Origin of the sequence: Microcoleus sp. EPA2 (genome assembly GCA_020882975.1) — a bacterium.
Taxonomy (GTDB): domain Bacteria; phylum Cyanobacteriota; class Cyanobacteriia; order Cyanobacteriales; family Microcoleaceae; genus Microcoleus.
Genome location: JAHRFD010000022.1, coordinates 71883 through 95517 on the forward strand (window position 1 = coordinate 71883; position 23635 = coordinate 95517).

17 protein-coding genes are annotated in these 23635 nt (G+C 47.4%); 9 read left to right on the forward strand and 8 right to left on the reverse strand.

Annotated elements, in window-relative coordinates:
• Positions 1 to 14: 14 nt before the first annotated feature.
• From AAFP14_RS18640 to psaA, 5 genes are all read right to left on the reverse strand, one after another.
• Entirely contained in the window at positions 15 to 2192 is a 2178-nt protein-coding gene (locus tag AAFP14_RS18640) for an NACHT domain-containing protein (RefSeq protein ID WP_341733723.1), read from the reverse strand.
• A gap of 36 nt (positions 2193 to 2228) precedes the next feature.
• Positions 2229 to 2435, reverse strand: a complete 207-nt coding sequence (locus AAFP14_RS18645; protein WP_341733724.1) for a hypothetical protein — start codon at positions 2433 to 2435, stop codon at positions 2229 to 2231.
• Between the two features lie 316 nt (positions 2436 to 2751).
• Positions 2752 to 2958 carry a hypothetical protein gene (locus tag AAFP14_RS18650; RefSeq protein WP_341733725.1) on the reverse strand — a complete coding sequence of 69 codons (207 nt, stop codon included), beginning with the start codon at positions 2956 to 2958 and terminating at the stop codon, positions 2752 to 2754.
• Positions 2959 to 3060: 102 nt separating this feature from the next.
• Positions 3061 to 5289, reverse strand: coding sequence for a photosystem I core protein PsaB (gene psaB, locus AAFP14_RS18655; protein ID WP_341733726.1), 2229 nt, complete (start codon positions 5287 to 5289; stop codon positions 3061 to 3063).
• A 108-nt stretch (positions 5290 to 5397) separates the two neighbouring features.
• Complete coding sequence (gene psaA / locus AAFP14_RS18660; protein ID WP_341733727.1) at positions 5398 to 7692, reverse strand: photosystem I core protein PsaA; 2295 nt, start codon at positions 7690 to 7692, stop codon at positions 5398 to 5400.
• 648 nt (positions 7693 to 8340) lie between these two features.
• Here psaA and AAFP14_RS18665 point away from each other — a divergent pair.
• The 7 genes from AAFP14_RS18665 to AAFP14_RS18695 all read left to right on the forward strand — a co-directional run bounded on the left by AAFP14_RS18665 (position 8341) and on the right by AAFP14_RS18695 (position 18706).
• Positions 8341 to 9882 (forward strand): hypothetical protein, encoded by a 1542-nt coding sequence (locus AAFP14_RS18665; RefSeq protein ID WP_341733754.1) that lies wholly within the window; start codon positions 8341 to 8343, stop codon positions 9880 to 9882.
• Between the two features lie 78 nt (positions 9883 to 9960).
• Entirely contained in the window at positions 9961 to 10929 is a 969-nt protein-coding gene (gene arsM, locus AAFP14_RS18670; protein ID WP_341733728.1) for an arsenosugar biosynthesis arsenite methyltransferase ArsM, read from the forward strand.
• A 281-nt stretch (positions 10930 to 11210) separates the two neighbouring features.
• Positions 11211 to 11849, forward strand: coding sequence for a hypothetical protein (locus tag AAFP14_RS18675; RefSeq protein ID WP_341733729.1), 639 nt, complete (start codon positions 11211 to 11213; stop codon positions 11847 to 11849).
• A 408-nt stretch (positions 11850 to 12257) separates the two neighbouring features.
• Positions 12258 to 15395, forward strand: coding sequence for an efflux RND transporter permease subunit (locus AAFP14_RS18680; RefSeq protein ID WP_341733730.1), 3138 nt, complete (start codon positions 12258 to 12260; stop codon positions 15393 to 15395).
• Between the two features lie 281 nt (positions 15396 to 15676).
• Positions 15677 to 16390, forward strand: coding sequence for a two-component system response regulator RppA (gene rppA, locus AAFP14_RS18685; RefSeq protein ID WP_341733731.1), 714 nt, complete (start codon positions 15677 to 15679; stop codon positions 16388 to 16390).
• A gap of 257 nt (positions 16391 to 16647) precedes the next feature.
• Entirely contained in the window at positions 16648 to 17979 is a 1332-nt protein-coding gene (gene rppB / locus AAFP14_RS18690) for a two-component system sensor histidine kinase RppB (protein ID WP_341733732.1), read from the forward strand.
• Between the two features lie 244 nt (positions 17980 to 18223).
• Positions 18224 to 18706, forward strand: a complete 483-nt coding sequence (locus AAFP14_RS18695; protein ID WP_341733733.1) for an AvaI/BsoBI family type II restriction endonuclease — start codon at positions 18224 to 18226, stop codon at positions 18704 to 18706.
• Positions 18707 to 19024: 318 nt separating this feature from the next.
• On the opposite strand, the gene bchM is transcribed toward AAFP14_RS18695, so the two are convergent.
• Together bchM and nagA are read right to left on the reverse strand one after the other, a co-directional pair.
• Positions 19025 to 19711: a magnesium protoporphyrin IX methyltransferase gene (gene bchM / locus AAFP14_RS18700; protein ID WP_341733734.1), complete on the reverse strand. Its 687-nt coding sequence runs from the start codon at positions 19709 to 19711 to the stop codon at positions 19025 to 19027.
• 229 nt (positions 19712 to 19940) lie between these two features.
• Positions 19941 to 21170: an N-acetylglucosamine-6-phosphate deacetylase gene (nagA, locus tag AAFP14_RS18705; protein WP_341733735.1), complete on the reverse strand. Its 1230-nt coding sequence runs from the start codon at positions 21168 to 21170 to the stop codon at positions 19941 to 19943.
• A 75-nt stretch (positions 21171 to 21245) separates the two neighbouring features.
• Between nagA and purE the strand changes: the two genes are divergently transcribed.
• Together purE and AAFP14_RS18715 are read left to right on the forward strand one after the other, a co-directional pair.
• Positions 21246 to 21767 (forward strand): 5-(carboxyamino)imidazole ribonucleotide mutase, encoded by a 522-nt coding sequence (gene purE, locus AAFP14_RS18710; protein ID WP_341733736.1) that lies wholly within the window; start codon positions 21246 to 21248, stop codon positions 21765 to 21767.
• A gap of 73 nt (positions 21768 to 21840) precedes the next feature.
• On the forward strand, positions 21841 to 23403 hold the full coding sequence (locus AAFP14_RS18715) for an ammonium transporter (protein WP_341733737.1): 1563 nt from the start codon (positions 21841 to 21843) through the stop codon (positions 23401 to 23403).
• On the opposite strand, the gene AAFP14_RS18720 is transcribed toward AAFP14_RS18715, so the two are convergent.
• Entirely contained in the window at positions 23381 to 23617 is a 237-nt protein-coding gene (locus tag AAFP14_RS18720) for a hypothetical protein (RefSeq protein ID WP_341733738.1), read from the reverse strand. The genes AAFP14_RS18715 and AAFP14_RS18720 overlap by 23 nt on opposite strands.
• Positions 23618 to 23635 lie beyond the last annotated feature (18 nt).

The window sequence follows — 23635 nt, forward strand, 5'->3', positions numbered from 1 at the left end:
CCGTATCGAAAATCTCAAATGGTAGAATTCTCTGGAACTACCAACATCCGCGATTCTATTTCTTCCCAAGTTTTTGCTGATATTCTCACTGCTGCTTCTTTGCATTGGATGATGAGATGATTTGCAGATAAATAATCTCCCAGCGCCTCTGCTTCTTCCTGAGATAATTTGACTATTTCTGGATTGAGATGGAGTCCATGACACCAGGTATCTAGAAGGCGATCGGCAAATGCTAAGTGTATTTGTTTAAGGTGGTAAACATCGGGCAATTTCTTCTGGAGTTCTATCAGTTGAGAAATTAGTTCAGTCCAGTTCACCTCCTTGAAGATTTTAATTTTTTTAAGTTCTTTGGCAAACGCGATGGCCTTGGCGTTGGCGTTGGCGTTGGCGATGGCGATGGCGTAGGCGTTGGCGTTGGCGTAAGCGATGGCGATGGCGTTGGCATAGGCGTTGGCGTAGGCGTTGGCGATGGCGATGGCGTAGGTGATGGCGATGGCGATGGCGTTGGCGATGGCGATGGCGTTGGCGTTGGCGTTGGCGTTGGCGTTGGCGTAGACGTTGGCGTAGGCGATGGCGTAGGCGTAGGCGATCGCCGCAGCACGTTTACCGACAGGCTTAAAATCACCTTCCGAGTCCTTAGTCGCTGCATCTGCCCATTGCAATAGCCCTTGCAACTTCGGCGTGTTAATGTACTTTTGAGCCTCTTTTTCCATTAACAGCAGCAAGTCATCAGCCCCATTTTTTGAACGAACCAACCCCGCTACCAACAAAAACACCTCTCGCCAGCGTGAATCTAAAAGATGATCGAAAACTAACTGCTCAATTAAATTATTATCAGCAATATATTGAGCCGTCAGATATTCCTGAAGCGTCAAATGCGAAAACGAGAACACATCCTGAGCTCGTTCTACCAAAATCCCCTGTTGAACTGCAATCGCATTCAGAACGGCCTCACCGTCTAAATGCTTCGGTGCATTCAAATTGCCTGCTAAAAAAGTTTTGATTTCCTCAACCACTTCTCGCTGCGAAAAAAACAGCTTATCAGTCTCAAAACCACTATAAGCAATCTCCGATAACAAACTCTCCTCTAACTCCGTGCTGAGTCCTTGATAAATTTCCTCTTTCTGAATCCGCTTTTCCGCCGCCCATTCTTCCAACAATATCCGCAAAGCCTGTTTGTAAAGAACACTGCGATTATTCGGAAAATTTTGCGATCGATCGTAATTGAGACAGAGGAAAGTTAGCAATAAAGGCGTGTGGGCTAACTCTTTAGCTGCTGCATATTCTGGCTTTTGCAATAACTCCCAACATTTTTGAGCCGTTCCCGCTTGTTTATCGACCTCTGACTGAAACCAGTTACCAATAAATTGCTCAATTTGAGTATCGTCAAAGTCGGCAAGTTTTACATCGGTAAAGCGTTTAAAATTGTTTCGGTAGGCGGCTGTGCGACAAGAGACAATGAAGCGATTTTTGTCATGGCGATCGACAAAATTTTGAATTTGACTAATTACCTGATTTGTGTTGACTGTCGGCACTTCATCCAATCCATCCAGCAAGATTAACAGCTTTCCCTGCTCTAATGCTTTAGCAATAAATTGCTCAGAAGAGGGAAAGCCACAAATGCTAAACTCTTCAACAATGATTTTTTCAATGTCGATCGGAGTAGAGGTAAAGCTTTTAAGTTCGATAAAAACGGGAATGCGCTCCGGCTCAAATCCGCCTTTTTTGCCCTTCAGTGCTTCGAGTCCTATTTTCCGCAAAAATGTAGATTTTCCGGCTCCGGGCTGCCCTAAAACCATTAAATATTGCTTCTCATTAGCAATTTTTAGCCCTTCTTGCTTCTTGCAGTCTTGCTGCTGAAAACTTCGCTCTTTTGCTTGGCGGTAAGCTTTTTCTAAATTTTGGATTGATTTAAAACTGCGGATTTCTTGCTCATCCAAAAACTGCACAGCAGTATAAACCGATTCTAATGGCACTGCTTCCTTCATTCCCAATGCTTTCAGAATGCCGTGACGCTTGAAGTAGCGTTTGCCGTATTCCCCCGATGCCGTGTAAATTAGCTGTTTAGTGTTCTCATCTAGCTTTTTGCCAATCAAACCGAGAAACTTGCCACCGGTTTCAAAGACAGACTGGAAAATGGGCAGGGCGATACCGCTAACACAACTTATAGCAAATGGTTCTAATCCTGTCATGGGAGTATTAATAAGTTTTTTATGATTATCGCACTTTTATTCGTGCTTGACAGACTCAGCCAACCGCTTCGCATTCTCACGCCGATGAACATTAATCGGAATGTTGCGAATATCAGCTTCAACCATGGCAATTAGTTCATCTAGTGTTTGAGTCCAAGCTTCCAGCATTCGATTGCTGTCTCGAAGCATCGCAACAGTTTGCTTAACTTTCTCTGGATCGGGAATTTGTTTTTGCTCGTTCATAATATGTTCCAATCCCTTTTAGCTTCTTGAACACTTGCTGCCGACGCATCAAGCGCAGCTTGTCCTTGCTCAATGCTCCGATATAGTAAATCTAGCATAGCAGAGGAGGCGGGCTGAGCCTCAGCAATCCGCAGTAACAACGTGTATAGACGAGAGTAAGGCTGCTACATAAGATTGACATAAAGCGGACAAGAATGACATCTCGGACACTTAAAACTTACTTCCTGTTTCTACGTAGGGAGTCGGCTCCTTCTACTCTACAGGCGTGAATTCAGGATTAGCCATCCTTACTCTATCTCGTGAGACCGATGCTAAATTAATCGCGGCATTCAAATCTCGATGACAACTCTCTTAGCCGTTCAGCAGAATTTTGAAGTTGGTCTAAAACTGTAGCTGTTGCATCTGTCTCCCCAGATTGTTCAAAAATCGCAGATTCTGCTGCTTTAGCTGCATCAATTCCTTCCAACAGTCTCCGCTGTAAATTCAATGCACTTGTGATAGTTTCATCTGGCAACTTAGCCATGCAAACTTGCTCCTCTCCTTGACATTAACCAACATATACCAAAAAATCCCCCGCCAGAAGGCAGGGGATTTCATTTAATTACCTAGAAACCAGAGTTCAGAGTTACCCGAATTTCCCGGCCGTCGAGGCAATTACAAAGGCCGCGTAAGTGAAGACATTACCCACCGTAAAGTGAACTAAGCCAACCAAGCGACCTTGGACGATAGAAAGAGCAACTGGCTTGTCCTTCCAGCGAACCAAGTTCGCCAAAGGAGTGCGCTCGTGAGCCCAAACCAAAGTCTCGATCAACTCTTGCCAGTAACCTCTCCAAGAGATCAGGAACATGAAACCGGTTGCCCAAACCAGGTGTCCGAATAAGAACATCCAGGCCCAGACTGACAAGTTGTTAGTACCATACGGGTTGTAACCGTTGATCAACTGAGAAGAATACAGCCAGAGGTAATCGCGGAACCAGCCCATCAGGTAGGTAGAAGACTCATTGAACTGAGCCACGTTACCTTGCCAGATGCCTAGGTGCTTCCAGTGCCAGTAGAACGTTACCCAAGCTAGGGTGTTCAACATCCAGAAGACAGACAGGTACATGGCATCCCAAGCAGAGATGTCGCAAGTACCGCCACGGCCGGGGCCGTCGCAAGGGAAGGCATAACCGAAGTCTTTTTTGTCCGGCATCAGCTTAGAACCGCGTGCATCCAGAGCGCCTTTGACCAAGATCAAGGTTGTGGTGTGCAAGCCGAGGGCGATCGCGTGGTGAACCAAGAAATCGCCAGGTCCGATCGCTAAGAACAGAGAATTGGTACTGCTGTTGATGGCATCGATCCAGCCTGGGAGCCATACGTTGCCGTAGTTGGGCCAAGCGGTAGCAGCAATGCTATCAGGGTTGGAAAGTAGGACATCCATGCCGTACAGAGCCTTCCCGTGAGCAGCTTGGATGAACTGTGCGAACACTGGTTCAATCAAGATTTGCTTTTCAGGAGTTCCGAAAGCGACTACAACGTCGTTGTGAACGTACAGGCCGAGTGTGTGGAAGCCCAAGAACAGCGACACCCAGCTCAGGTGAGAGATAATCGCTTCTTTGTGCTGCAACACGCGATCGAGCACGTTACCTTTGTTAGCTTCAGGATCGTAGTCCCGCACCAAGAAGATAGCTCCGTGGGCGAAAGCACCGACCATGATGAATCCAGCAATGTACTGGTGGTGCGTGTACAACGCAGCCATTGTCGTGTGATCCTGCGCTATGAAAGCATAGGGAGGCATCGCGTACATATGCTGCGCTACCAGAGAGGTAATCACGCCCAAAGCAGCGAGGTGAATTCCTAACTGGAAGTGCAGGGAGTTGTTGTAGGTTTCGTAGAGACCTTGGTGAGGCAGGTTGAACTGACCTTCACTCTTGCCGCCTACCAAACCTGCTTTAGAATCCAACATTTCTTTGATGTTGTGACCGATACCGAAGTTAGTCCGGTACATATGACCGGCAACGATAAACAGCACAGCGATCGCCAAATGGTGATGAGCAATGTCCGTCAACCACAGAGACTCTGTTTGAGGGTGGAAGCCGCCCAAGAAAGTCAGAATCGCAGTTCCTGCGCCTTCGGAAGTACCGAATACGTGGCTTGCTGCATCTGGGTTCTCGGCGTATACGCCCCAATTACCAGTGAAGAAAGGAGCCAAACCAGCCGGGTGAGGAGGGGTAGACAAGAAGTTGTCCCAACCTACGTGCTGTCCGCGAGATTCGGGGATAGCAACGTGAACCATGTGACCAGTCCAAGCCAAAGAGCTGACACCGAACAAACCAGCCAAGTGGTGGTTGAGGCGAGATTCAGCATTCTTAAACCAAGACAAGCTGGGGCGGTACTTAGGCTGGAGGTGTAACCAACCAGCGAACAGGAAGACAGAAGCCAGAAATAGCAAGAAGATAGCTCCTTGATACAAGTCAGCATTCGTCCGAATTCCTTGAGTAAACCACCAGTGGTACACACCAGAGTAAGAGATGTCCACCGGATTAGAAGCGCCAGCTTGAGTGAAAGCCTCAACTGCTGGAGCGCCGAATTGCGGGTCCCAAATCGCGTGAGCGATCGGGCGGACGTTTAGAGGGTCTTTAATCCACTGTTCAAAGTTACCTTGCCATGCTACGTGGAACAGGCTGCCGGAAGTCCACAAGAAAATGATTGCTAGGTGGCCGAAGTGAGAAGCAAAAATCTTTTGGTAAAGATTTTCTTCGGTCATGCCATCGTGGCTTTCAAAGTCGTGTGCTGTGGCAATCCCGTACCAGATCCGCCGTGTAGTCGGGTCTTGGGCAAGGTCTTGGCTAAATTTTGGAAATTTGGTTGCCATAAGCCTTGATAAATCCTGAATCCTGAACGTTGAAGGGGTTCGGTTCGGAGGTTTGGGTTCCGGGTTTGAGAGCGATCCCAAATCCAGAATCCAAAACCTGGAGGTAGTTTAACCTACCGAGATGATTCGCGCTAAGAAGAATGCCCACGTTGTGACAATTCCTCCTAGGAGGTAGTGAGCTACACCCACAGCCCGACCCTGAGTAATGCTCAGAGCGCGAGGTTGAATCGAAGGAGCTACCTTGAGTTTATTATGAGCCCAAACAATGGACTCAATCAATTCTTGCCAGTAACCACGACCGCTGAACAGGAACATCAAGCTGAAGGCGAAGACAAAGTGTCCAGCTAGGAACATCAGACCGTAGGCCGACAGTGCCGAACCGTAGGACTGAATCACCTGAGAAGCTTGGGCCCACAGGAAGTCACGCAACCAACCATTGATCGTGATCGCACTTTGTGCGAAATTACCACCGGTGATGTGAGAAATTGTGCCATCTGAATCGACGGTTCCCCACACATCCGACTGCATTTTCCAGCTAAAGTGGAAAATCACGATGGAGATGCAGTTATACATCCAGAACAAGCCCAAGAAGACGTGATCCCAACCTGAAACTTGGCAGGTGCCGCCACGGCCGGGGCCGTCGCAAGGGAACCGGAAGCCCAAGTTGCCTTTGTCAGGCACCAAGCGAGAACTGCGTGCGAACAACACGCCCTTCAAAAGAATCAAAACTGTAACGTGAATTGTGAAAGCGTGGATGTGGTGGATCATGAAATCCGCCGTACCCAACTCGATCGGCATCATCGCTACTTTGCCGCCTACTGCTACAGCACCGCCGCCAAAAGCGTGACTGACGATTTCCATAGCATTAGGAGCTGTGTTACCCGGAGCCGCAGCGTGAATATTTTGTATCCACTGGGCAAATACTGGGCGCAATTGAATCCCGGTATCCGAGAACAAATCTTGGGGACGACCGAAAGCGCGCATCGTGTCGTTGTGAACGTATAAACCAAAGCTGTGGAAGCCTAAGAATATACAAACCCAGTTCAAGTGAGAGATGATTGCATCTCTGTGGCGGAGTACCCGATCGAGCAAGTTATTGACGTGCTGCGCCGGATCGTAATCCCTAACCATGAAAATTGCTGCGTGAGCCGCTGCTCCCACAATCAGGAATCCGCCAATCCACATGTGGTGGGTGAACAGGGATAGCTGAGTCGGGTAGTCGGTCGCGATGTACGGATACGGAGGCATCGCGTACATATGTTGAGCCACGATGATGCTGATCGAGCCCATCAAAGCCAAGTTCAACGACAGTTGGGCGTGCCAAGACTGTGTGAAGATTTCGTACATCCCTTTGTGGCCTTCGCCAGTGAAGGGACCTTTGTGAGCTTCCAAAACTTCTTTAAAGCTGTGGCCGATGCCCCAGTTAGTACGGTACATATGACCGGCGACGATGAACAGCACTGCCAACGCTAAGTGATGGTGCGCTGTATCGCTCAGCCACAAACCGCCTGTGGTGGGATTCAGACCGCCTTTAAAGGTCAGGAAGTCAGTGTATGCGCCCCAGTTGAGGGTGAAGAAGGGCGTTAAACCTTGAGCGAAGCTGGGGTAGATGTCAGCCATCAAGCCCGGGTTCAAAAGCCACTCGTGTGGCAGCGGGATATCGGCAACTGTTTTAATCAGTTTGCCACCTACTGTCAACGGTGAGCCTGCATCGATCGCGTCCATGCAAGCATTTATCGGCAGAGCAACGTGAATTTGTTGTCCTGCGAAGCCCAAGCAGCCGCAGCCTAGCAAACCTGCCAAGTGGTGGTTCATCATCGATTCCACGTTCTGGAACCATTCCAGTTTCGGAGCGCGGACGTGATAGTGGAACCAACCGGCAAACAGCATCAAAGCTGCCATTACCAATGCGCCGATCGCAGTGCAATATAGCTGGTATGAGTTAGTGATGCCGTTAGCGCGCCACAGTTGGAACAGACCTGAAGTAATCTGAATCCCGTGGAAACCGCCGCCTACATCTGCATTTAAAATTTCTTGACCAAAAATAGGCCAGACCACTTGAGCACTAGGTTTGATACCTGTCGGGTCTGTTAACCAAGCTTCGTAGTTGGAAAATTTAGCGCCGTGGAAATATGCGCCGCTTAACCAAACGAAAATTACTGCCAAATGGCCGAAGTGAGCGCTAAAGATTTTGCGCGAAACGTCTTCTAAATCACTGGTATGACTGTCGAAGTCGTGAGCGTTAGCGTGGAGGTTCCAAATCCAAGTGGTTGTTTTTGGTCCCTTAGCTAGAGTGCGATCGAAATGTCCCGGTTTAGACCACTTCTCGAAGGAAGTTGGAACGGGATCTTTATCGACTACTACTCTAACTTTTACCTCTCGCTCTGGAGGACTAATGGTCATGAAGACTCTCCTCTCGATAAGACAAGGAACGAGAACTGATATTGTTTATGACACTCCCCGGCCTTGTGGTACGGGGATTCTCGGTTCACCGATACAGCTTGCATTTAACTCTTTGCAGAATCAGACACACTGGCTGTATCTCCCCAAGCGTTGCGCTTCTTGACCGAAGCCAGTTTCCCAGTGTCGCTGGGTACTGTTAACTACTTTCGCTATTTGATGAGCCGAATCGCAGCTTTTATTTTGTGCTGCTCCTCTTGCTCGTCTTGCGGCGGTTTTATGAATTATAAGCTTGTCAGAGAAGTATTAATCGCTTGTTAACAATACTTAAAAAAGTCACATTTTTTGATGTAATAATCAATTGAAACTCCACAGTACATCACAAAAGTCAAGGGGTGTTGGCATTAAATTTACAAAACTCAAAGATAACGGTATGAAATAATTTTGATTTATATAGACTTGTTTTGCAAAAAACCGCCAGAGTTATTAGCTTGATTCGCAATCGGCACCAACTATCGGATTACTCCAGGACAAGCACCTCACTTGAGCCAGGAGTCCCTCCCAAATTGTCGATCGCCAAAATCCCAATTACTCAACTCAGTTTTGGGCTATAGTTCCCTATGAGAAGGCTTCTAGGAGTATGGTTGCGTGATGGGAATCAATTGGCTGAGGAAGACGGCGAGCAGGCTGCTGGTATTGCTCGCAGCAGCAGTATTAATTTTAGGTATCACAAGTTGTGGCAACAATCATCCCGACTTGCCAAAATCCAGCAACAACAGCAATTCAGTCCTCACCCCGATTAAAAGAATCTCAGAGGTATCCCCCCCGGTAAGCATTCAAAAACTGCGTCAGGCTTTAGAAATCTACCAACCTCAAGTTAGTATTTTGAATCCCCAGCCAGACCAAGTGCTTCAGGACACCTATATATCTGTACAACTCCAAGTCAAAGACTTACCAATTTTCAAAGATGCTAACCTAGGCTTGGGTCCCCATCTTCAGGTGTTGTTAGACAATCAACCCTATCAGGCAGTTTATGACACAAACCAGCCTTTAGAGTTATCTGACTTAGAACCCGGAACCCACACCCTGCGAGTTTTTGCCTCTCGCCCTTGGGAAGAAAGCTTTAAAAACGACGGTGCTTACGCCCAAACCACCTTTCACGTTTTCACCAAAACAGAGGATAATCATCCCGATCGCAATTTACCCCAGCTCACCTACAACCAGCCCCAAGACACCTACGGGGCCGAACCCATCATGCTGGACTTTTACTTGACAAACGCTCCCCTGCATCTAACCGCTCAAGAAAACTCCCAAGATGAAATACTCGATTGGAAAATTCGAGCCACAGTCAACGGAGAAAGCTTTACGATCGACCAATGGCAACCTATATATCTCAAAGGATTCAAACCAGGGAAAAACTGGGTACAGCTAGAATTTATCGACGAACTGGGAAATCCCATCAAAAATGCCTTTAATAATACAGTCAGACTGGTAAATTACCAACCCCAAGGACAAGATACCCTTTCTAAATTAGTGCGCGGTGAACTAACAGCAGCATCTCGCGGTATAGTCGATCGCACCTACAAACCCGAAACACCAAAACCCGAACCCAAACCCACACCCACACCAGCACTAGAAACACCAATTCTCAAACCATCTCCTGCGGTGGTTCCAGAAGCTCCAGTTGCTAAACCCAGTCAAGAACCAAAACAGGCTCCTGAAGTCGCACCAACTCCACTCACCGAACCAAAACCAACAACAACACCACAAATAGACACACCCAAAATAGCTGAGCCAACTCCACTCACCGAACCAAAACCAACAACAACACCACAAATAGACACACCCAAAATAGCTGAACCAACTCCACTCACCGAACCAAAACTAACAGCAACCCCAGAAATAGACACACCCAAAATAGCTGAACCAACTCCACTCACCGAACCAAAACTAACAGCAACCCCAGAAATAGACACACCCAAAATAGCTGAACCAACTCCACTCACCGAACCAAAACTAACAACAACACCAGAAATAGACACACCCAAAATAGCTGAGCAAACTCCACTCACCGAACCAAAATCCACACCAATTTTACAAACAGTAAAACAAAAAATAAGCGAACTTATGAATAAATTCCGTAGCTTTCTGAATCAACTGACAGAACCCAAAACACCATCTCTCAACTTGTAGCCAAAACCACAAATATCAGTTGAAACCAAACAAAATCTTTCTCTATTCAACTCCATTCAAAAATCAGGACAATCACCAATGACCTACCTCGAAACAGCAGCAAAATTCTACAGCGAAGTAGCCGAAACCCCCCAAATTGGACTTTGCTGCGTCCAAAGCAGCCCCCTGCAACTGCCGGGATTAAACATTCCCGAACAAATGCAAGAGATGAATTACGGCTGCGGCACAACAGTCCACGCCGCCGAACTTGTAGGCAATCCAGTCGTGCTGTATGTAGGTGTTGGTGGCGGCTTAGAAGCACTGCAATTCGCCTATTTCTCCCGCAAAAAAGGAGCAGTAATTGCCGTCGATCCAGTTGCAGCAATGCGAGATGCCGCGACACGTAACCTGCAAATTGCCGCCCAAGAAAATGATTGGTTTGATGCTAGTTTTGTCGAGATTAGAGCCGGAGATGCTTTTGCCTTACCCATGCCCGATGCTTCTGTAGATGTTGTCGCCCAAAATTGTTTATTTAACATCTTTGAACCAGCCGATTTAGCTAAGGCATTAAGAGAAACCTACCGAGTGTTGAAACCCGGTGGTAGATTACTGATGAGCGATCCCATTGCAACTCGCACAATTCCCCAACATTTGCAGCAAGACGAACGCTTGCGCGCTTTGTGTTTGTCCGGTGCATTGACTTACGCAGAATACGTCGAGCACCTTGTAGACGTCGGTTTTGGACAAGTGGAAGTTCGGGCCCGCCGTCCTTACCGATTGCTGGACAAACACAATTATCAATTGGATGCCGATTTGCTGTTAGAAAGCCTCGATTCAGTGTCTTTCAAAGTACCCATACCCGATGATGGTGCTTGTATTTTCACTGGCAAGACGGCGATTTATGCCGGGTCTGAGGAGCTATTTGATGACGGGGCTGGTCACGTTTTGCAGCGGGGAGTTCCAGTGGCGGTCTGTGATAAAACTGCTAGGAAGTTGGAGGAATTAATGCCGGATAAGGTGTTAGTTACTGATTCGACTTGGCATTATAACGGCGGCGGTTGTTGTTAGATTTATTTGGGAATAATGTGGCTGTAATCTTTTGGGAATAGAGCGTTTCTCAAAGAAGTGAGGTGTGGGCGCTTCCTATGCCCTCTTGGTACCTCATGTTAGTTAGCCGTGGTATAGAGATCTCTAATTTTAGACTTCGCCTCAAATTTTCATCAAATTTTTATTTGGGCCTGACATTCTAGCTGGAGAAGGTTCACAACTCTGGGTGAAGAATGGATTGCTCTTGAGAGGAGTGGCTGTTTTCATCACACCCGTTTGCTAAATGTGAGGAGGAAATTTCCATGTTATCGAAGTCGTTGCAGTTGAATTCTTTATCGATCGTCCGTTACGGGTCTAGTTTTCTGTTGGGATTACTTTTGTGCACGGCTGTTTCTCCCGTGCTAGGGCACGTTGGGCACAACAGCGAGTTTGCAGGTGGCGACGCGGCTAAGATTATGCAGCCGATCGAAGTTGATGCCAGTAAAGCAACAGCATTGGGAATTAAGACAGAAGCAGTTGCCCCTACAACCGATGGAGGTATTATCAAAGTTAAGAGCACCAGCTTGGTTGATGCCAATGGGCAAAAGCTCGTCTACATCCAGGAAGGAACAACCTACAAACCGATCTCAGTTCAGATTGGTAGCGACTCTGGAGATGTGGTGGAAATTAAAGAAGGCAATCTAGCTTCGGGAAATCAGATTGTGATCCAGGGCGCAACACTCTTGTACTCCGAGGCATTGCGAGGTAAACCGCAAGCAGCAGCGCCAGCATCGCCCGCTACATCGCAAGCATCACCCACTACATCGGAAGCATCACCAGCGACATCGCAAGCAGAAGCGCAGCCGGCTCAAGGAGCGTCACCTTTGATTTGGGTAGCAGGCGCAGGAGTTTTACTGGTGGGTGGATTCGCCGTCTTTGGGTTAAAAGGCAAGGACCAGTAGACATTCAAAAACCAAGATTTTTGGTAACTGTCGATCGCGACTGAATAGACCTTAATACCCAATACGCTTGGGTTAACACTGTTAATTTCCTGGAGATCCCCCTCGCATCCCCCTGATAGTCGGGGGACGAAAGAGCAACTTCTTGTCCCCCCCTTGGGAAGGGGGGCTAGGGCAGGGCTGTTTCATTCTGGTGACAAATCATGGTTTTGTAGGGGTAGCGCCACCGTGCCTACCCTCTTCATCCACGATTTTGTATGTGTTTGGTGAGGTTGGGGCGGGCACTCTTGGCACCGCCCCTACAAGAGAATGAAACAGCCCTGGGGGCTAGGGGGGATCTGTCTTATCTGAACCGTATTGCCTTCATACCAACTTCTAAAGTTTGCCTGACGCTATCCCAATTGCATTTTTATGTTGAATGTCATCCCCAAATGGTCTATTGCTCAACGATGGTTAGTGGTGTTGGGGTCGATCGCCCTAACCATCTGGAGCCTGCATACTGTAAGTCGAATGCCCCTCGACGTATTGCCCAACTTTGCGCCCCCTCAAGTAGAAGTACAAACCGAAGCCCCCGGTCTAGCACCGGAAGCAGTGGAATCCTTGGTAACGTTACCCCTAGAAAGTGCGGTCAACGGCACACCAGGAGTTGAAGTCGTCCGCACCTCCTCCGCCGTAGGAATTTCTGTATTGCGGGTAGTGTTTAAGTGGGGCACCGACCCCTATCAAGCTCGTCAACTCGTGGCAGAGCGCTTGCAGGACGCGCAAGACCGCCTCCCAGAAGGCATAGGTACACCGCAGATATCCCCCCTAGCTCCCCCCATCGGGACAGTGATTCAGTATGCCTTCACCTCTGAAACTACATCCATCATGGAAGTGCGGCGTTTGGTGGATGGCAAAATCAACAATCGCTTGCTGGCAGTTCCCGGCGTATCGCAAGTGCTCGTCTACGGCGGAGAGGTGCAGCAGTTTCAGGTGATTGCTAATCCCGAAAAACTCAAGGCGCTGAAGGTTTCTCTTCAGGAAGTCGTCAAGGCGGCAAACGAGGCAAATGCCAAAACCGCCGGTGGGTTGTTGATTGACCCAGAAAAAGAATTAGTGATTCGAGGCGAGGGACAAATCCAGACGATCGCAGATTTGCAAAAAGCCGTCGTCAAGGTGCAGGAGGGAAAAACCATTCTACTGCGGGATGTGGCAGAGGTGAAGATTGGGGCTGCACGACCGCGAGGCGATGCCAGTTGGAATACAAAACGGGCTGTAGTGCTGATGGTGAACAAGCAACCTTTAGTGGATAGTCCCACTGTCACCCAAGCCATCATCGAGGCGATGGAGGAAATTAAACCGGGTTTACCCCAGGATGTGAAGGCGAATGTCACTTTCCGGCAAGATGCCTACATTGACGCATCGGTTGGTAATGTGCGATCGGCATTGATCGAAGGTAGCATCATTGTCGCAGCCATCCTGATTCCGTTTCTGATGAACTGGCGCACACTCTCCGTCTGTTTGTTTGATTTCTTTCTGACGCTACTTTTCTCACTTTTGGTATGTTCCTGGATCGGGCTGGAACTCAACACTATGACCCTTGGCGGATTGGTAGTGGCGATCGGGACAGCAGTTGATGATGCGATCGTCTACTGCGAAAATACCTACCGTCGCTTGCGGGAAAATCGCCTCTCGCCCAATCCCAAACCAGCAATGGAGGTGATTTTTGAGGGTTCTCAGGAAGTGCGCGAGTCGCTGATTGGAGCCACGTTAATTGGGATTATCGTCTTTTCACCGATTTTCACGCTTTCTGGTGTGGAAGGGCGCATCTTCACCCCAATGGGCATCGCTTACTTGGTAGTGGTCGTCATCTCCAGCCTGGAATCCCTAATCATCTCCCCTGCATTGTGTGCCATTCTGTTGCCTCACAGCCGGATGCAGACGAAAGAACCCTTCCTAGCAATGTTTTCCAAGCGAGTTTACCATCCGTTGCTACAGTTGGCGATGCGTCGCTCTACCTTGATTTTGGGATTGGCCACAGCGTCAATGGTGGCGGCGATGCTGATTGTGCCGACATTAGGACGAGATTTTCTGCCAACATTCCAGGAACGATCGCTCATGAATGCGATCGCCCTGTATCCTGGTTCCTCATTGGAATCAACCAATCGCGTTGGGTTAGCGATTCAAACAGCGCTGAAGGATGACCCCCGGTTTGAATCTGTACAACTGCGATCGGGGCGTGCTCCGGGCGACCCAGATGCGGCATCGGTGAACTTGGCACACTTGGACGTGGAACTGAGTGAAGCAGCGATGAAAAACCGTCCTGCGGCGATCCAAGCTTTACGCGAAGTATTGGGTCAGTTTCCGGGAGTTGCCGGCAATGTCGGTGGATTTATCAGTCACAGGATGGATGAAGTGTTGTCGGGGGTGAGAAGTGCGATCGCCATTAAAGTATTTGGTAACGACTTACAAGAACTCCGTCGCATTGGAGAACAAATCGAAACGACAATGAAAGACGTAAAGGGATTGGTAGATCTTCAGCTTGAGCCCCAAATTCCGATCCGTCAGGTGCAAATTCAATTTAACCGAGATGCAGCCGCCCGCTACGGATTGACGATCGCCCAATTGTCAGATTTCACCGAAACAGCCCTGAATGGTCGCGTCGTTGGTCAAGTAGCCGATGGTCAACAATTGGTCGATGTGTTGGTTTGGGTCAACGAATCAGCCCGTCGCAATCTCAACACGATTCGCAACCTCCAAGTTAATACCCCAACAGGTCAAATCATCCCGCTTTCTGAAGTAGCAAAGGTTGACTTTGGCAAGGGCCCGAACACGATTAACCGGGAAAACGTCTCGCGTTTAATTGTGGTGTCAGCTAACGTACAGGGACGCGATGTTGGTTCGGTTGTCGATGACATTCGCGCCAAGGTTAAGCAATCAGTGCAACTGCCCCAAGGCTACTATATTCAGTACGGCGGACAGTATGAGTCGGAACAACGGGCTGCTCAAAACTTCCTAATTTTCGGAATATTAGCGGTGGTGGCGATCGCAGTATTGATGTACTTCACAGTGAAATCCGTTCCTGCGATGCTGATGGTGATGGTCAATTTACCATTAGCACTGGTTGGCGGTGTCATCTCAGTGCTGCTAACGGGTGGTGTTCTCTCTGTTCCGTCAATGGTGGGCTTTGTGACCTTGTTTGGTGTGGCGACGCGCAATGGATTGCTACTGGTAGACAACTACAACACCAAACTTGCTCAAGGAATGCCACTTTCGGAAGTAATTGTCGAAGGTTCAATGGAACGGTTGCTGGCGATTTTGATGACTGCACTCACTTCGGCATTGGGGATGATTCCCTTGGTGTTAAACGGTGGGGCTGGTAAGGAATTGTTGCAACCATTGGCGATCGTTGTCCTCGGCGGGCTCTTTACCTCAACCGCTCTTACTCTACTGGTTCTACCTGCGTTGTATGCTCGATTTGGCAAGTATCTGATGCCGAAACGGATGATGGAAACAACCGAGTTGAGAAACTATAGTATTGAGCAGACACCAACCAAAGAAGTAGGCTAATAACAGTTAATAGTTTAAACAATACCGATGCAACCGGAAACAATATGATATCAAATCCTACCAATTTCATAAAGTAGCGCGACATAACTAACCCCCCCCAACCCCCCCTTAGTAAGGGGGGGCTTTGAATAGCATCTGTAGCAAATATTTACGAAATTGGTATCCGGTAACATCGTCCTGTATTGTATCCCTCTATTCTCTCTCTGTGTCCTCTGCGCCCTCTGCGGTTAAATCATTCCGAATTATTTAGTAAAAAAAGTATCGGACGAGATAGCAATAAAATGAGAATTCTGCTGGCGGAAGATGAACCCGATTTAGGTGCGATCGTGCAACGCACCTTGAGCCGCGAAAAGTATCTGGTAGATTGGGTGCAGGATGGTACGACTGCTTGGAACTATTTGGAAGATCAATGGACAGAGTATACGATCGCCATTTTTGACTGGTTGCTACCGGGAACTTCTGGGCTGGAACTGTGTCAACGTTTGCGCCGGCAGAATAATCCTTTACCCGTTTTGATGTTGACAGCAAAAGATCGCACGGAGGATATGGTGGCTGGGCTGGATGCTGGGGCTGATGACTATCTGATGAAACCGTTCATTAAAGCGGAGTTGTTAGCCCGGTTGCGTGCTCTCCAGCGACGGGGACGGAGTTTGTCGCCAGAAAAGTCGCCCCATTTGAATCATGCCCAACTTGAGGCGGGGCGGTTGCTGCTTGATTATACTAAATCAATCATCTCTACTGCGGATGATGGAGGACAGCTAACAGTGATTCCTCTGACGGCTAATGAGTTTCGGTTACTGGAATATTTCATGCAGCACCCGAATCAAATCTTAACGCGCGATCGACTTTTGACTCGTTTGTGGGATGTGGATGCTGACCCGATGAGCAATGTAGTTGCTGCTAGAATTCGTCTATTGCGCCGCAAGCTGGCAGATTATGGCTGTGAGGGGATGATTGAAACGGTTCATGGATTCGGTTATCGATTGAAAAATTAATATCAATTCCGCCAGCATCGGAATTATCAAATCAAGTTAACAGTTAATACCAATTTTTTATGAGGCTGCATAGAATCTGATCCCCCCTAACCCCCCTTAATAAGGGGGGGACAAGATTCCGATCAAAGTCCCTCTTCTTAAGGGGGATGCGAGGGGGATCGAGATCTGTGCAACGACCCATTAAATTGGTATAACAATCAACAGTTAACAGTCAACAGTTAACAATCACCTGACGATGCAACCGCAATTGATATAATATGCACTCGAATAAGCTATTTAACCGCACGCGCTGGCAACTCGCAGGCTGGTATGCGATCGTCTTGGGGTTGTTGTTAGGTATATGCGGTGTTGCAGTCTATCAGGTTGTGTTTCACACGCAGCGATATATTCTCCAGCAAAAACTACAGTCCTTAGCCGGAACGCTGCATGACACTATCGAACCACAATTACAACAACCGGGACAGCTTTCATCCAGCTTTAAAACTATTTTGCCCGGTTTGTGTCTGTGGAATGAAAACTGTTACTCTTCAGGCAATGAGGGGGCGCGACATACTGCTAGGGTGTTTCAGCAGGAGGGATATTATCTCCGCTTTTTAGACGAATCTGGACGTGTTTTAGCTACGAGTGGAGAGCAGCCGAATGTATTAAAACGTTTTGCTCCAGGGGAGTTTTGGCAGATTCTGAATTGTTCTAAGGGCGATCGCTTCTATCAAATTTCTGTATTGCTGCGAACAAAGGACGGTTGGCCTTGGGGTTATCTGCAAATTGGGCGATCGCTCAAAGAATGGGATGCTTATCTGAACACTTTGCGATTGTTTCTGTTTTTAGGCTTACCCTTTGCAATATTGTTAGTAGGAGGAAGTAGTTGGTGGTTAGCGGGAGTAGCAATGCGACCAATTTATCAGTCCTATCGCCAGATGCAACAATTCACCTCCGATGCCGCTCATGAATTGCGAACGCCTCTGGCTGTCATTCAAACTACTGTTGAAGATACTCGTCTGGCTGAAGACTTAACAGAGGTTAATCAAAACCTGGATATTATCGAACGACAAAACATCCGCCTCTCCAGGTTAGTCAAAGATTTACTGTTTATTTGTCGAATTGAGCAACAACAGATTCAGACTCAATTGCAGTCTTGCTGTTTGAACGATCTGATCTGCGATTTGGTTGAAGAACTTGCAGGTTTGGCCATGATAGTTGAGGTGGAATTGAAGTTAGAAATTCGTGCTTCGCAAGCAGTTGTAATTCTTGGGGATGAAGCCCAACTTTACCGGATGGTGACGAATTTAATTACCAATGGGATTAACTACACTCCCGCAGGAGGGATAATCCTTGCCATCCTTGATGGCACTGATAAGGAAGCCATAATTCAAGTTCAAGATACAGGTGTTGGTATCGCCCCAGCCGAACAAACGCGAATTTTTGATCGTTTCTACCGAGTGCAGAGCGATCGCTCTAGAGCCACAGGAGGGACAGGATTAGGGCTATCGATTGCAAGTGCGATCGCAGTGGCTCATCAAGGCAGCATTCAAGTCCAGAGTGAGTTAGGAAAAGGCAGTACATTTACAATCCGTCTACCACTCAAATGAGAACAATATTACTGCGATCGCGTCCTATTACCATTGCAAGGGGAACCGCAGAATATCAATCTGTGGGTTAATGCGATCGTAAGTGCGATCGACCAGAATCAAATTAACGGAGCAGGGTTTATTACTGAAAATATTCTCGTCTTACCAGGTGATAAGGGAAATAGTAGTCAACAGATGGGAAATTATGGACGCGCTCCTTTGAGGAAGTGCGTTTATATATGGAAGAAGCCATAACTCGAAACCTATGTGTGCTTATCGTAACCATCTTGATTCCAGTGATAATCTTGTCACAACTCATGAAGCCACTCGTGCGGGTTTTGTTGCACTTGCGCTTGAAAAAAATCGACGTGCTACACCTTACGTCGCCGAAGCAAGGGCACTTCAAGAAGCTGCGCGTCAAGCCGAGATTCCTACTGATTTGTTAAACGTTAAAGGTATTGAAATGGGATTGTTGACTGCGGCAGGATTGTCTGAGAAATCTCTTACTCATTTGATGCCAAAGGATAAGATTGAAGCGATAAATGGTCTAATCAGGAATTTTCTTGAGCCAGCAGGGACAAATTTTGTGGAGGAATTGGTCTTTAGATTCCTACTGACTCGTGGTGACACGCTTGGTGGGTCAATGCGTAATGTGGGCGGAGCTTTAGCACAAAGAAAACTAACTCGTGCAATTCTTTCGACTCTCACCATTGCTGGTAATATCAATTCCGGTTGTATCGTCAGGTGATTTAACCGCGAAGGCGCGTTCCCCGCAGGGGTTCCCGTAGGGTAGGACGCGAAGGAAGAGAAGAGAGAGTTTAATAATTCCAATGAAGAGAGGATTTGATATAAGAGAATCTATTTGTCGTTGGTTATGTAATCTATAGAACCAACAACAATTTTGACTCCCTAGATTTAGCCCTTGTTGGGTGCGTCGCCAGAAACAATTCTCGCCAAGAATACAAAGATTACAACAGCGACGCACTTTTCCAACACGATCGAGGGGATGACTGAACCAGATTTGCTATTATCTAAATTTGCCTGAGAATTTGCTGATATTTTTACCCTATTTGCGTACAGCTTCCAGCAATCTAGAATAATAAAAGCTCGTGCTAGTCATCGCTGTTCTGTTCACCACAAAACCATTGTTTTCGAGGATTTTGATGATATCAGCTTCCCGGTGCTGATAAGCGCGAGTTGTTTTGCTAGGACCGGGGAAAAATTCACCAATTTTTTTGAGCACGGTGAGTGCTAAAGTTTTGGGGGCAAAACTCAGAATTAGTCGGGATTGGGCGATCGAACTGAGGTGAGCAATCATGGACGCAGCCTTATCTTGAGGATAGTGGATCAGCACGTCCAGACAGATAACCGTGTGAAAATTGCCACTCAATGCTTCTAAATCTTGGGCTGTGAAGGAGACGTTGTAGAGCTTGCCCGGAGCGACTGTAGCTCGATCGTAAGCTTCTGCTACCATCTTTTCAGAGATATCGCTAGCACAAACAATTGCCCCAGCCTCAGCCAGAGGAATGCTCAGAGAACCAACGCCACAGCCGGCATCGCAGACTGACAGCCCGCGCAAATTGCCGTCAGCTTGCAGCCATTGGAGGACTGTATCTACCGTTTGCTGATGCCCCGTGCGAATATCTAGCTGCACTTTATTGACTTTGCCATCGCCGTAAATTCGCTGCCAGCGATCGAATCCCGTGGAATTAAAATACTCTTTGACAATATCCTTGTCGTTTGCCAAATTCATTAGTCTGCCTGCTGCTGAGTTATTGCCAACAGTTAGGTATTATAATGCTTGGGGGTCGTAATTTGGAATTTGCCCGAAAAAGATTGGGTCTTGATAAATTTCCCAAGTCTAATTTTTTTTCTTCCTTTGTTCCTTCTTCAGTAAATGTGGTTCCTGCCCTCCGGCTACGCTGCCGTAGGCGCGTGCCTAATCGAAGGACTATCTTCCTTCTTCAATGTTCCATCTTCGTTTAAAACAAGCGATGCCAAGTTAATTCCTTTGTGGGTTCATCCAAATGCCAGCGTAACAATTGAGTTGCGGGCAAGCCAATGATTCCTGAAATTCCGATCGCATTTCTAGGAGATTCCGTTGCCAGGGCGATGGCACTTGCCACATCACAAATTCCCCACTTCACCAAATTTTGAACTCCGCCTAAAAGTGGTAGTGTTGTACCCGCCAAAGTAGCCGATTCCAGTGGTGAGTGATAATCTAATCTTACCCAAGCAGTACCTTTTCTCACCTCTATTTGACGAGAATCCCAAGGATAAACACCATCTGGCAAACCCAAAGGAGCTAAAGCATCGCTAACTAAAAAAACACCTGTTTCGTATCTACCAGCGCGCAGTAAAAAATCAATCATTGTCGGAGAAACGTGCTTGCCATCAGCAATTAAACCGGACTTAACACCCGGAGTAACAATGGCTGCACCTAACAAACCCGGTTCTCGATGGTGCAAAGTCGGCATCGCATTAAAGGCGTGAGTTACCATGGAAGAACCCCGTGCAAATGCTTGTTGGGCTTGTTCGGCTGTCGCTTGAGAGTGTCCGAGACTAACTGTAATCCCCAAACTTTGTAAATAAGAAATTACTTCGCCACTACTATCTAACTCTGGTGCTAAAGTAATTATTTTGACAATATCAGCACAATCTCCTAAAACTAACTTGACATTTTCTATGGTTAGTGGCAACAGAAATTCTGAGGGGTGAGCACCTCGCTTGTGGGGATTAAGAAAAGGCCCTTCGAGGTGAACGCCGATGATTGAGGCTGTTTTGATTTGATTAGTTAGGGAAGTAGTATTTTTTGTAGTGCGTATAAAATCAGCAATAGTTGAGAGCGATCGTCTAAATTTATCTAGTGAAGTTGTCACCAAAGTCGGCAAAAAAGCATCGACTCCCTGATTCCATAAAAATTGACAAATTTCCGACAAAAATTCCCTATGCTTGGTTTCTAGATCCGGGAAAGCCAAACCGAGGGCACCGTTAATCTGCAAGTCAACTCCGCCCAAAGAAACCCAGTCACCTGCTGCATCGATGACTTGTAAATTTGGGGGAGAAACCCGTTTAAACACTTTGTCCATCGGGCAAACTTCTTGAATGATACCAGTTGCATCCACAGCCAGCATCTGCAATTCCTTACAACCGGGGAGCCTCGCATTGAGAATATTTGTAGGGAAAAAAGTTGAGTTTGTCGCTTCAGTCATCCGATTTTAGATTTTAGATTTTAGATTTTAGATTTTAGATTAGCATTGATCGGAAAGCTCAAATCTCAAAACTATATGAATCAACCGACAGTTGGAATTATCATGGGTAGCGATTCTGATTTGCCCACTATGAAAGATGCGATCGCAGTTTGCGAAGAATTCAACATCCCTTGCTCCGTGGCGATCATTTCAGCCCACCGTACTCCCGATCGCATGGTAGAATATGCGCAAAACGCGCACCAACGGGGATTGAAAGTGATTATTGCAGGTGCGGGGGGAGCCGCCCACCTGCCTGGTATGGTAGCATCTTTAACACCTTTGCCGGTGATTGGCGTGCCAGTACCGAGCCGTCACCTGCAAGGATTAGATTCTTTGTACTCGATCGTCCAAATGCCAGCAGGGATACCTGTAGCCACAGTGGCGATCGGCAATTCTAAAAATGCTGGCTTGTTAGCAGTTCAGATTTTAGCAGTTTACCAGCCAGAATTGCTAGAGCGAATCCAGCAATATCGTCGAAGCTTATCTCAATCGGTAATGGATAAGCAATCTCAGCTAAATGAGATAGGTTATCGATTATATTTAGATCGAAGCAAATGATACAGAATATTGTGTAGTAAAATTGCTTGGATTCTATAATGCTTACAAAGTAGTTGAGGAGAGATCTAAACTAATGGCAAAAAATAAAAACTGGAAAAAAGCAAGGCAACGAGTATTAAAGTGGCGATCGCTCAATCTTGCGAGCACAGCAAAAATGTACCGTCAGTTGCAAATATCGATCGAGCGATTGAGTCCAACGTTGCAAGCCTGCATACCCCTAGCTGCAATTATAGTTTTGGTATCGGGGTACGCTGCGATCGCTCAAACCGCCCCCACACCCACCACGGAAGAACAATTAGCTAGCCTGAAAGTGGGTATGGATACCATGTGGGTGATGGTAGCTGGGATGATGGTGTTCTTTATGAATGCCGGTTTTGGAATGCTGGAAACCGGATTCTGTCGCCAAAAAAATGCTGTCAACGTGCTCTCGAAAAACTTAATTGTTTTTGCGCTTTCTACTGTTGCCTATTGGGCGATCGGCTTTAGTTTAATGTTCAGTGATGGCAACGGCTTTATTGGCACCAGTGGTGGATTTTTTCTGTGGAATGTCACTGACAACAGTCCCGCCACGGGAGAGGCTTACAAAGGTATTTTTAGCTCTCTAAATTGGACTGGAGTACCTCTAAATGCTAAATTCTTTTTCCAATTAGTTTTTGCGGGAACTGCGGCGACCATCGTTTCTGGAGCCGTTGCAGAGCGAATTAAATTCCTTGAATTCCTAATTTTTTCCTTGCTGTTAGTAGGGATTGCTTACCCAATTACCGGACACTGGATTTGGGGTGGTGGCTGGCTAGCAAAAGCAGGTTTTTACGACTTTGCAGGTTCGGAAGTCATTCACTCTGTAGGTGGTTGGGCCGCTTTGATGGGAGCGGCATTTTTGGGACCACGGCATGGTAGGTATCGTAACGGTGATACTGTGGCGATGCCGGGACACAATATGAGTATTGCTACTTTGGGCTGTTTGATTTTGTGGTTAGGTTGGTTCGGTTTCAATCCTGGTTCAACAATGGCAGCAGATGCTAATGCGATAGCCCACATTGCGATCACCACGAACACGGCTGGTGCCTTCGGAGGAGTGGCTGCTACTGTTACGGCTTGGCTTTACTTAGGCAAACCAGACTTGTCGATGATTATCAATGGCATCCTAGCAGGCTTAGTGGGAGTGACTGCTAGCTGCGCTTGGGTCAACGTCCCTAATTCTGCGATTATCGGTATTGTCGCAGGCATCCTGGTAGTTTTTGCGGTTCCTTTCTTTGACAACTTGAAAATTGATGACCCTGTGGGAGCAACTTCGGTTCACCTAGTCTGTGGTACTTGGGGTACTCTGGCAGTGGGCTTGTTTGCCGATGGTCCGACAACTGGCATTTATACCGCAGGGCCGAAAGCAGGATTGCTCGTAGGGGGTGGTTTCGATCAACTAATACCGCAGTTGATCGGGATTATTTCTGTAGGCGGGATGACTGTGCTGCTGAGTACAATTTTTTGGTATGCACTCAAGGTGTTACTGGGTATCCGAGTCACTGCGGCAGAGGAGGCTGAAGGTTTGGATATCGGCGAACATGGGATGGAAGCCTACAGCGGATTTGTCAAGGAAACAGAATTTGGCAGCAACACTAGCAAGGAGATGAAACTCTAACACAATCGATCGTTGCCTTTGGATCGATCGCCTCCTGGGATTTTGCCTCCAGGACTAACTCAGAAACTTTGGCTGGTAGATTTTTTGTGGTAGAGTGGTCGGCAAAAGCCAATTTCTGCATCGCCGCCCTTGCCAAACACATCACAGTGCTTGATTCTCCACAGAATTGAGGCGAAACTGGAGCGGTAAACTTTGATGCAGTAATGCGTGCCAATTATTTGTTGTGGTGCGT

Excerpts from the sequence above, each read along its gene's own strand:
- AAFP14_RS18640 (WP_341733723.1), bottom strand. The coding sequence starts at position 2,192 with ATGACAGGATTAGAACCATTTGCTATAAGTTGTGTTAGCGGTATCGCC.
- AAFP14_RS18645 (WP_341733724.1), bottom strand. The coding sequence starts at position 2,435 with ATGAACGAGCAAAAACAAATTCCCGATCCAGAGAAAGTTAAGCAAACT.
- AAFP14_RS18650 (WP_341733725.1), bottom strand. The coding sequence starts at position 2,958 with ATGGCTAAGTTGCCAGATGAAACTATCACAAGTGCATTGAATTTACAG.
- psaB (WP_341733726.1), bottom strand. The coding sequence starts at position 5,289 with ATGGCAACCAAATTTCCAAAATTTAGCCAAGACCTTGCCCAAGACCCG.
- psaA (WP_341733727.1), bottom strand. The coding sequence starts at position 7,692 with ATGACCATTAGTCCTCCAGAGCGAGAGGTAAAAGTTAGAGTAGTAGTC.
- AAFP14_RS18665 (WP_341733754.1), top strand. The coding sequence starts at position 8,341 with ATGGGAATCAATTGGCTGAGGAAGACGGCGAGCAGGCTGCTGGTATTG.
- arsM (WP_341733728.1), top strand. The coding sequence starts at position 9,961 with ATGACCTACCTCGAAACAGCAGCAAAATTCTACAGCGAAGTAGCCGAA.
- AAFP14_RS18675 (WP_341733729.1), top strand. The coding sequence starts at position 11,211 with ATGTTATCGAAGTCGTTGCAGTTGAATTCTTTATCGATCGTCCGTTAC.
- AAFP14_RS18680 (WP_341733730.1), top strand. The coding sequence starts at position 12,258 with ATGTTGAATGTCATCCCCAAATGGTCTATTGCTCAACGATGGTTAGTG.
- rppA (WP_341733731.1), top strand. The coding sequence starts at position 15,677 with ATGAGAATTCTGCTGGCGGAAGATGAACCCGATTTAGGTGCGATCGTG.
- rppB (WP_341733732.1), top strand. The coding sequence starts at position 16,648 with ATGCACTCGAATAAGCTATTTAACCGCACGCGCTGGCAACTCGCAGGC.
- AAFP14_RS18695 (WP_341733733.1), top strand. The coding sequence starts at position 18,224 with ATGTGTGCTTATCGTAACCATCTTGATTCCAGTGATAATCTTGTCACA.
- bchM (WP_341733734.1), bottom strand. The coding sequence starts at position 19,711 with ATGAATTTGGCAAACGACAAGGATATTGTCAAAGAGTATTTTAATTCC.
- nagA (WP_341733735.1), bottom strand. The coding sequence starts at position 21,170 with ATGACTGAAGCGACAAACTCAACTTTTTTCCCTACAAATATTCTCAAT.
- purE (WP_341733736.1), top strand. The coding sequence starts at position 21,246 with ATGAATCAACCGACAGTTGGAATTATCATGGGTAGCGATTCTGATTTG.
- AAFP14_RS18715 (WP_341733737.1), top strand. The coding sequence starts at position 21,841 with ATGGCAAAAAATAAAAACTGGAAAAAAGCAAGGCAACGAGTATTAAAG.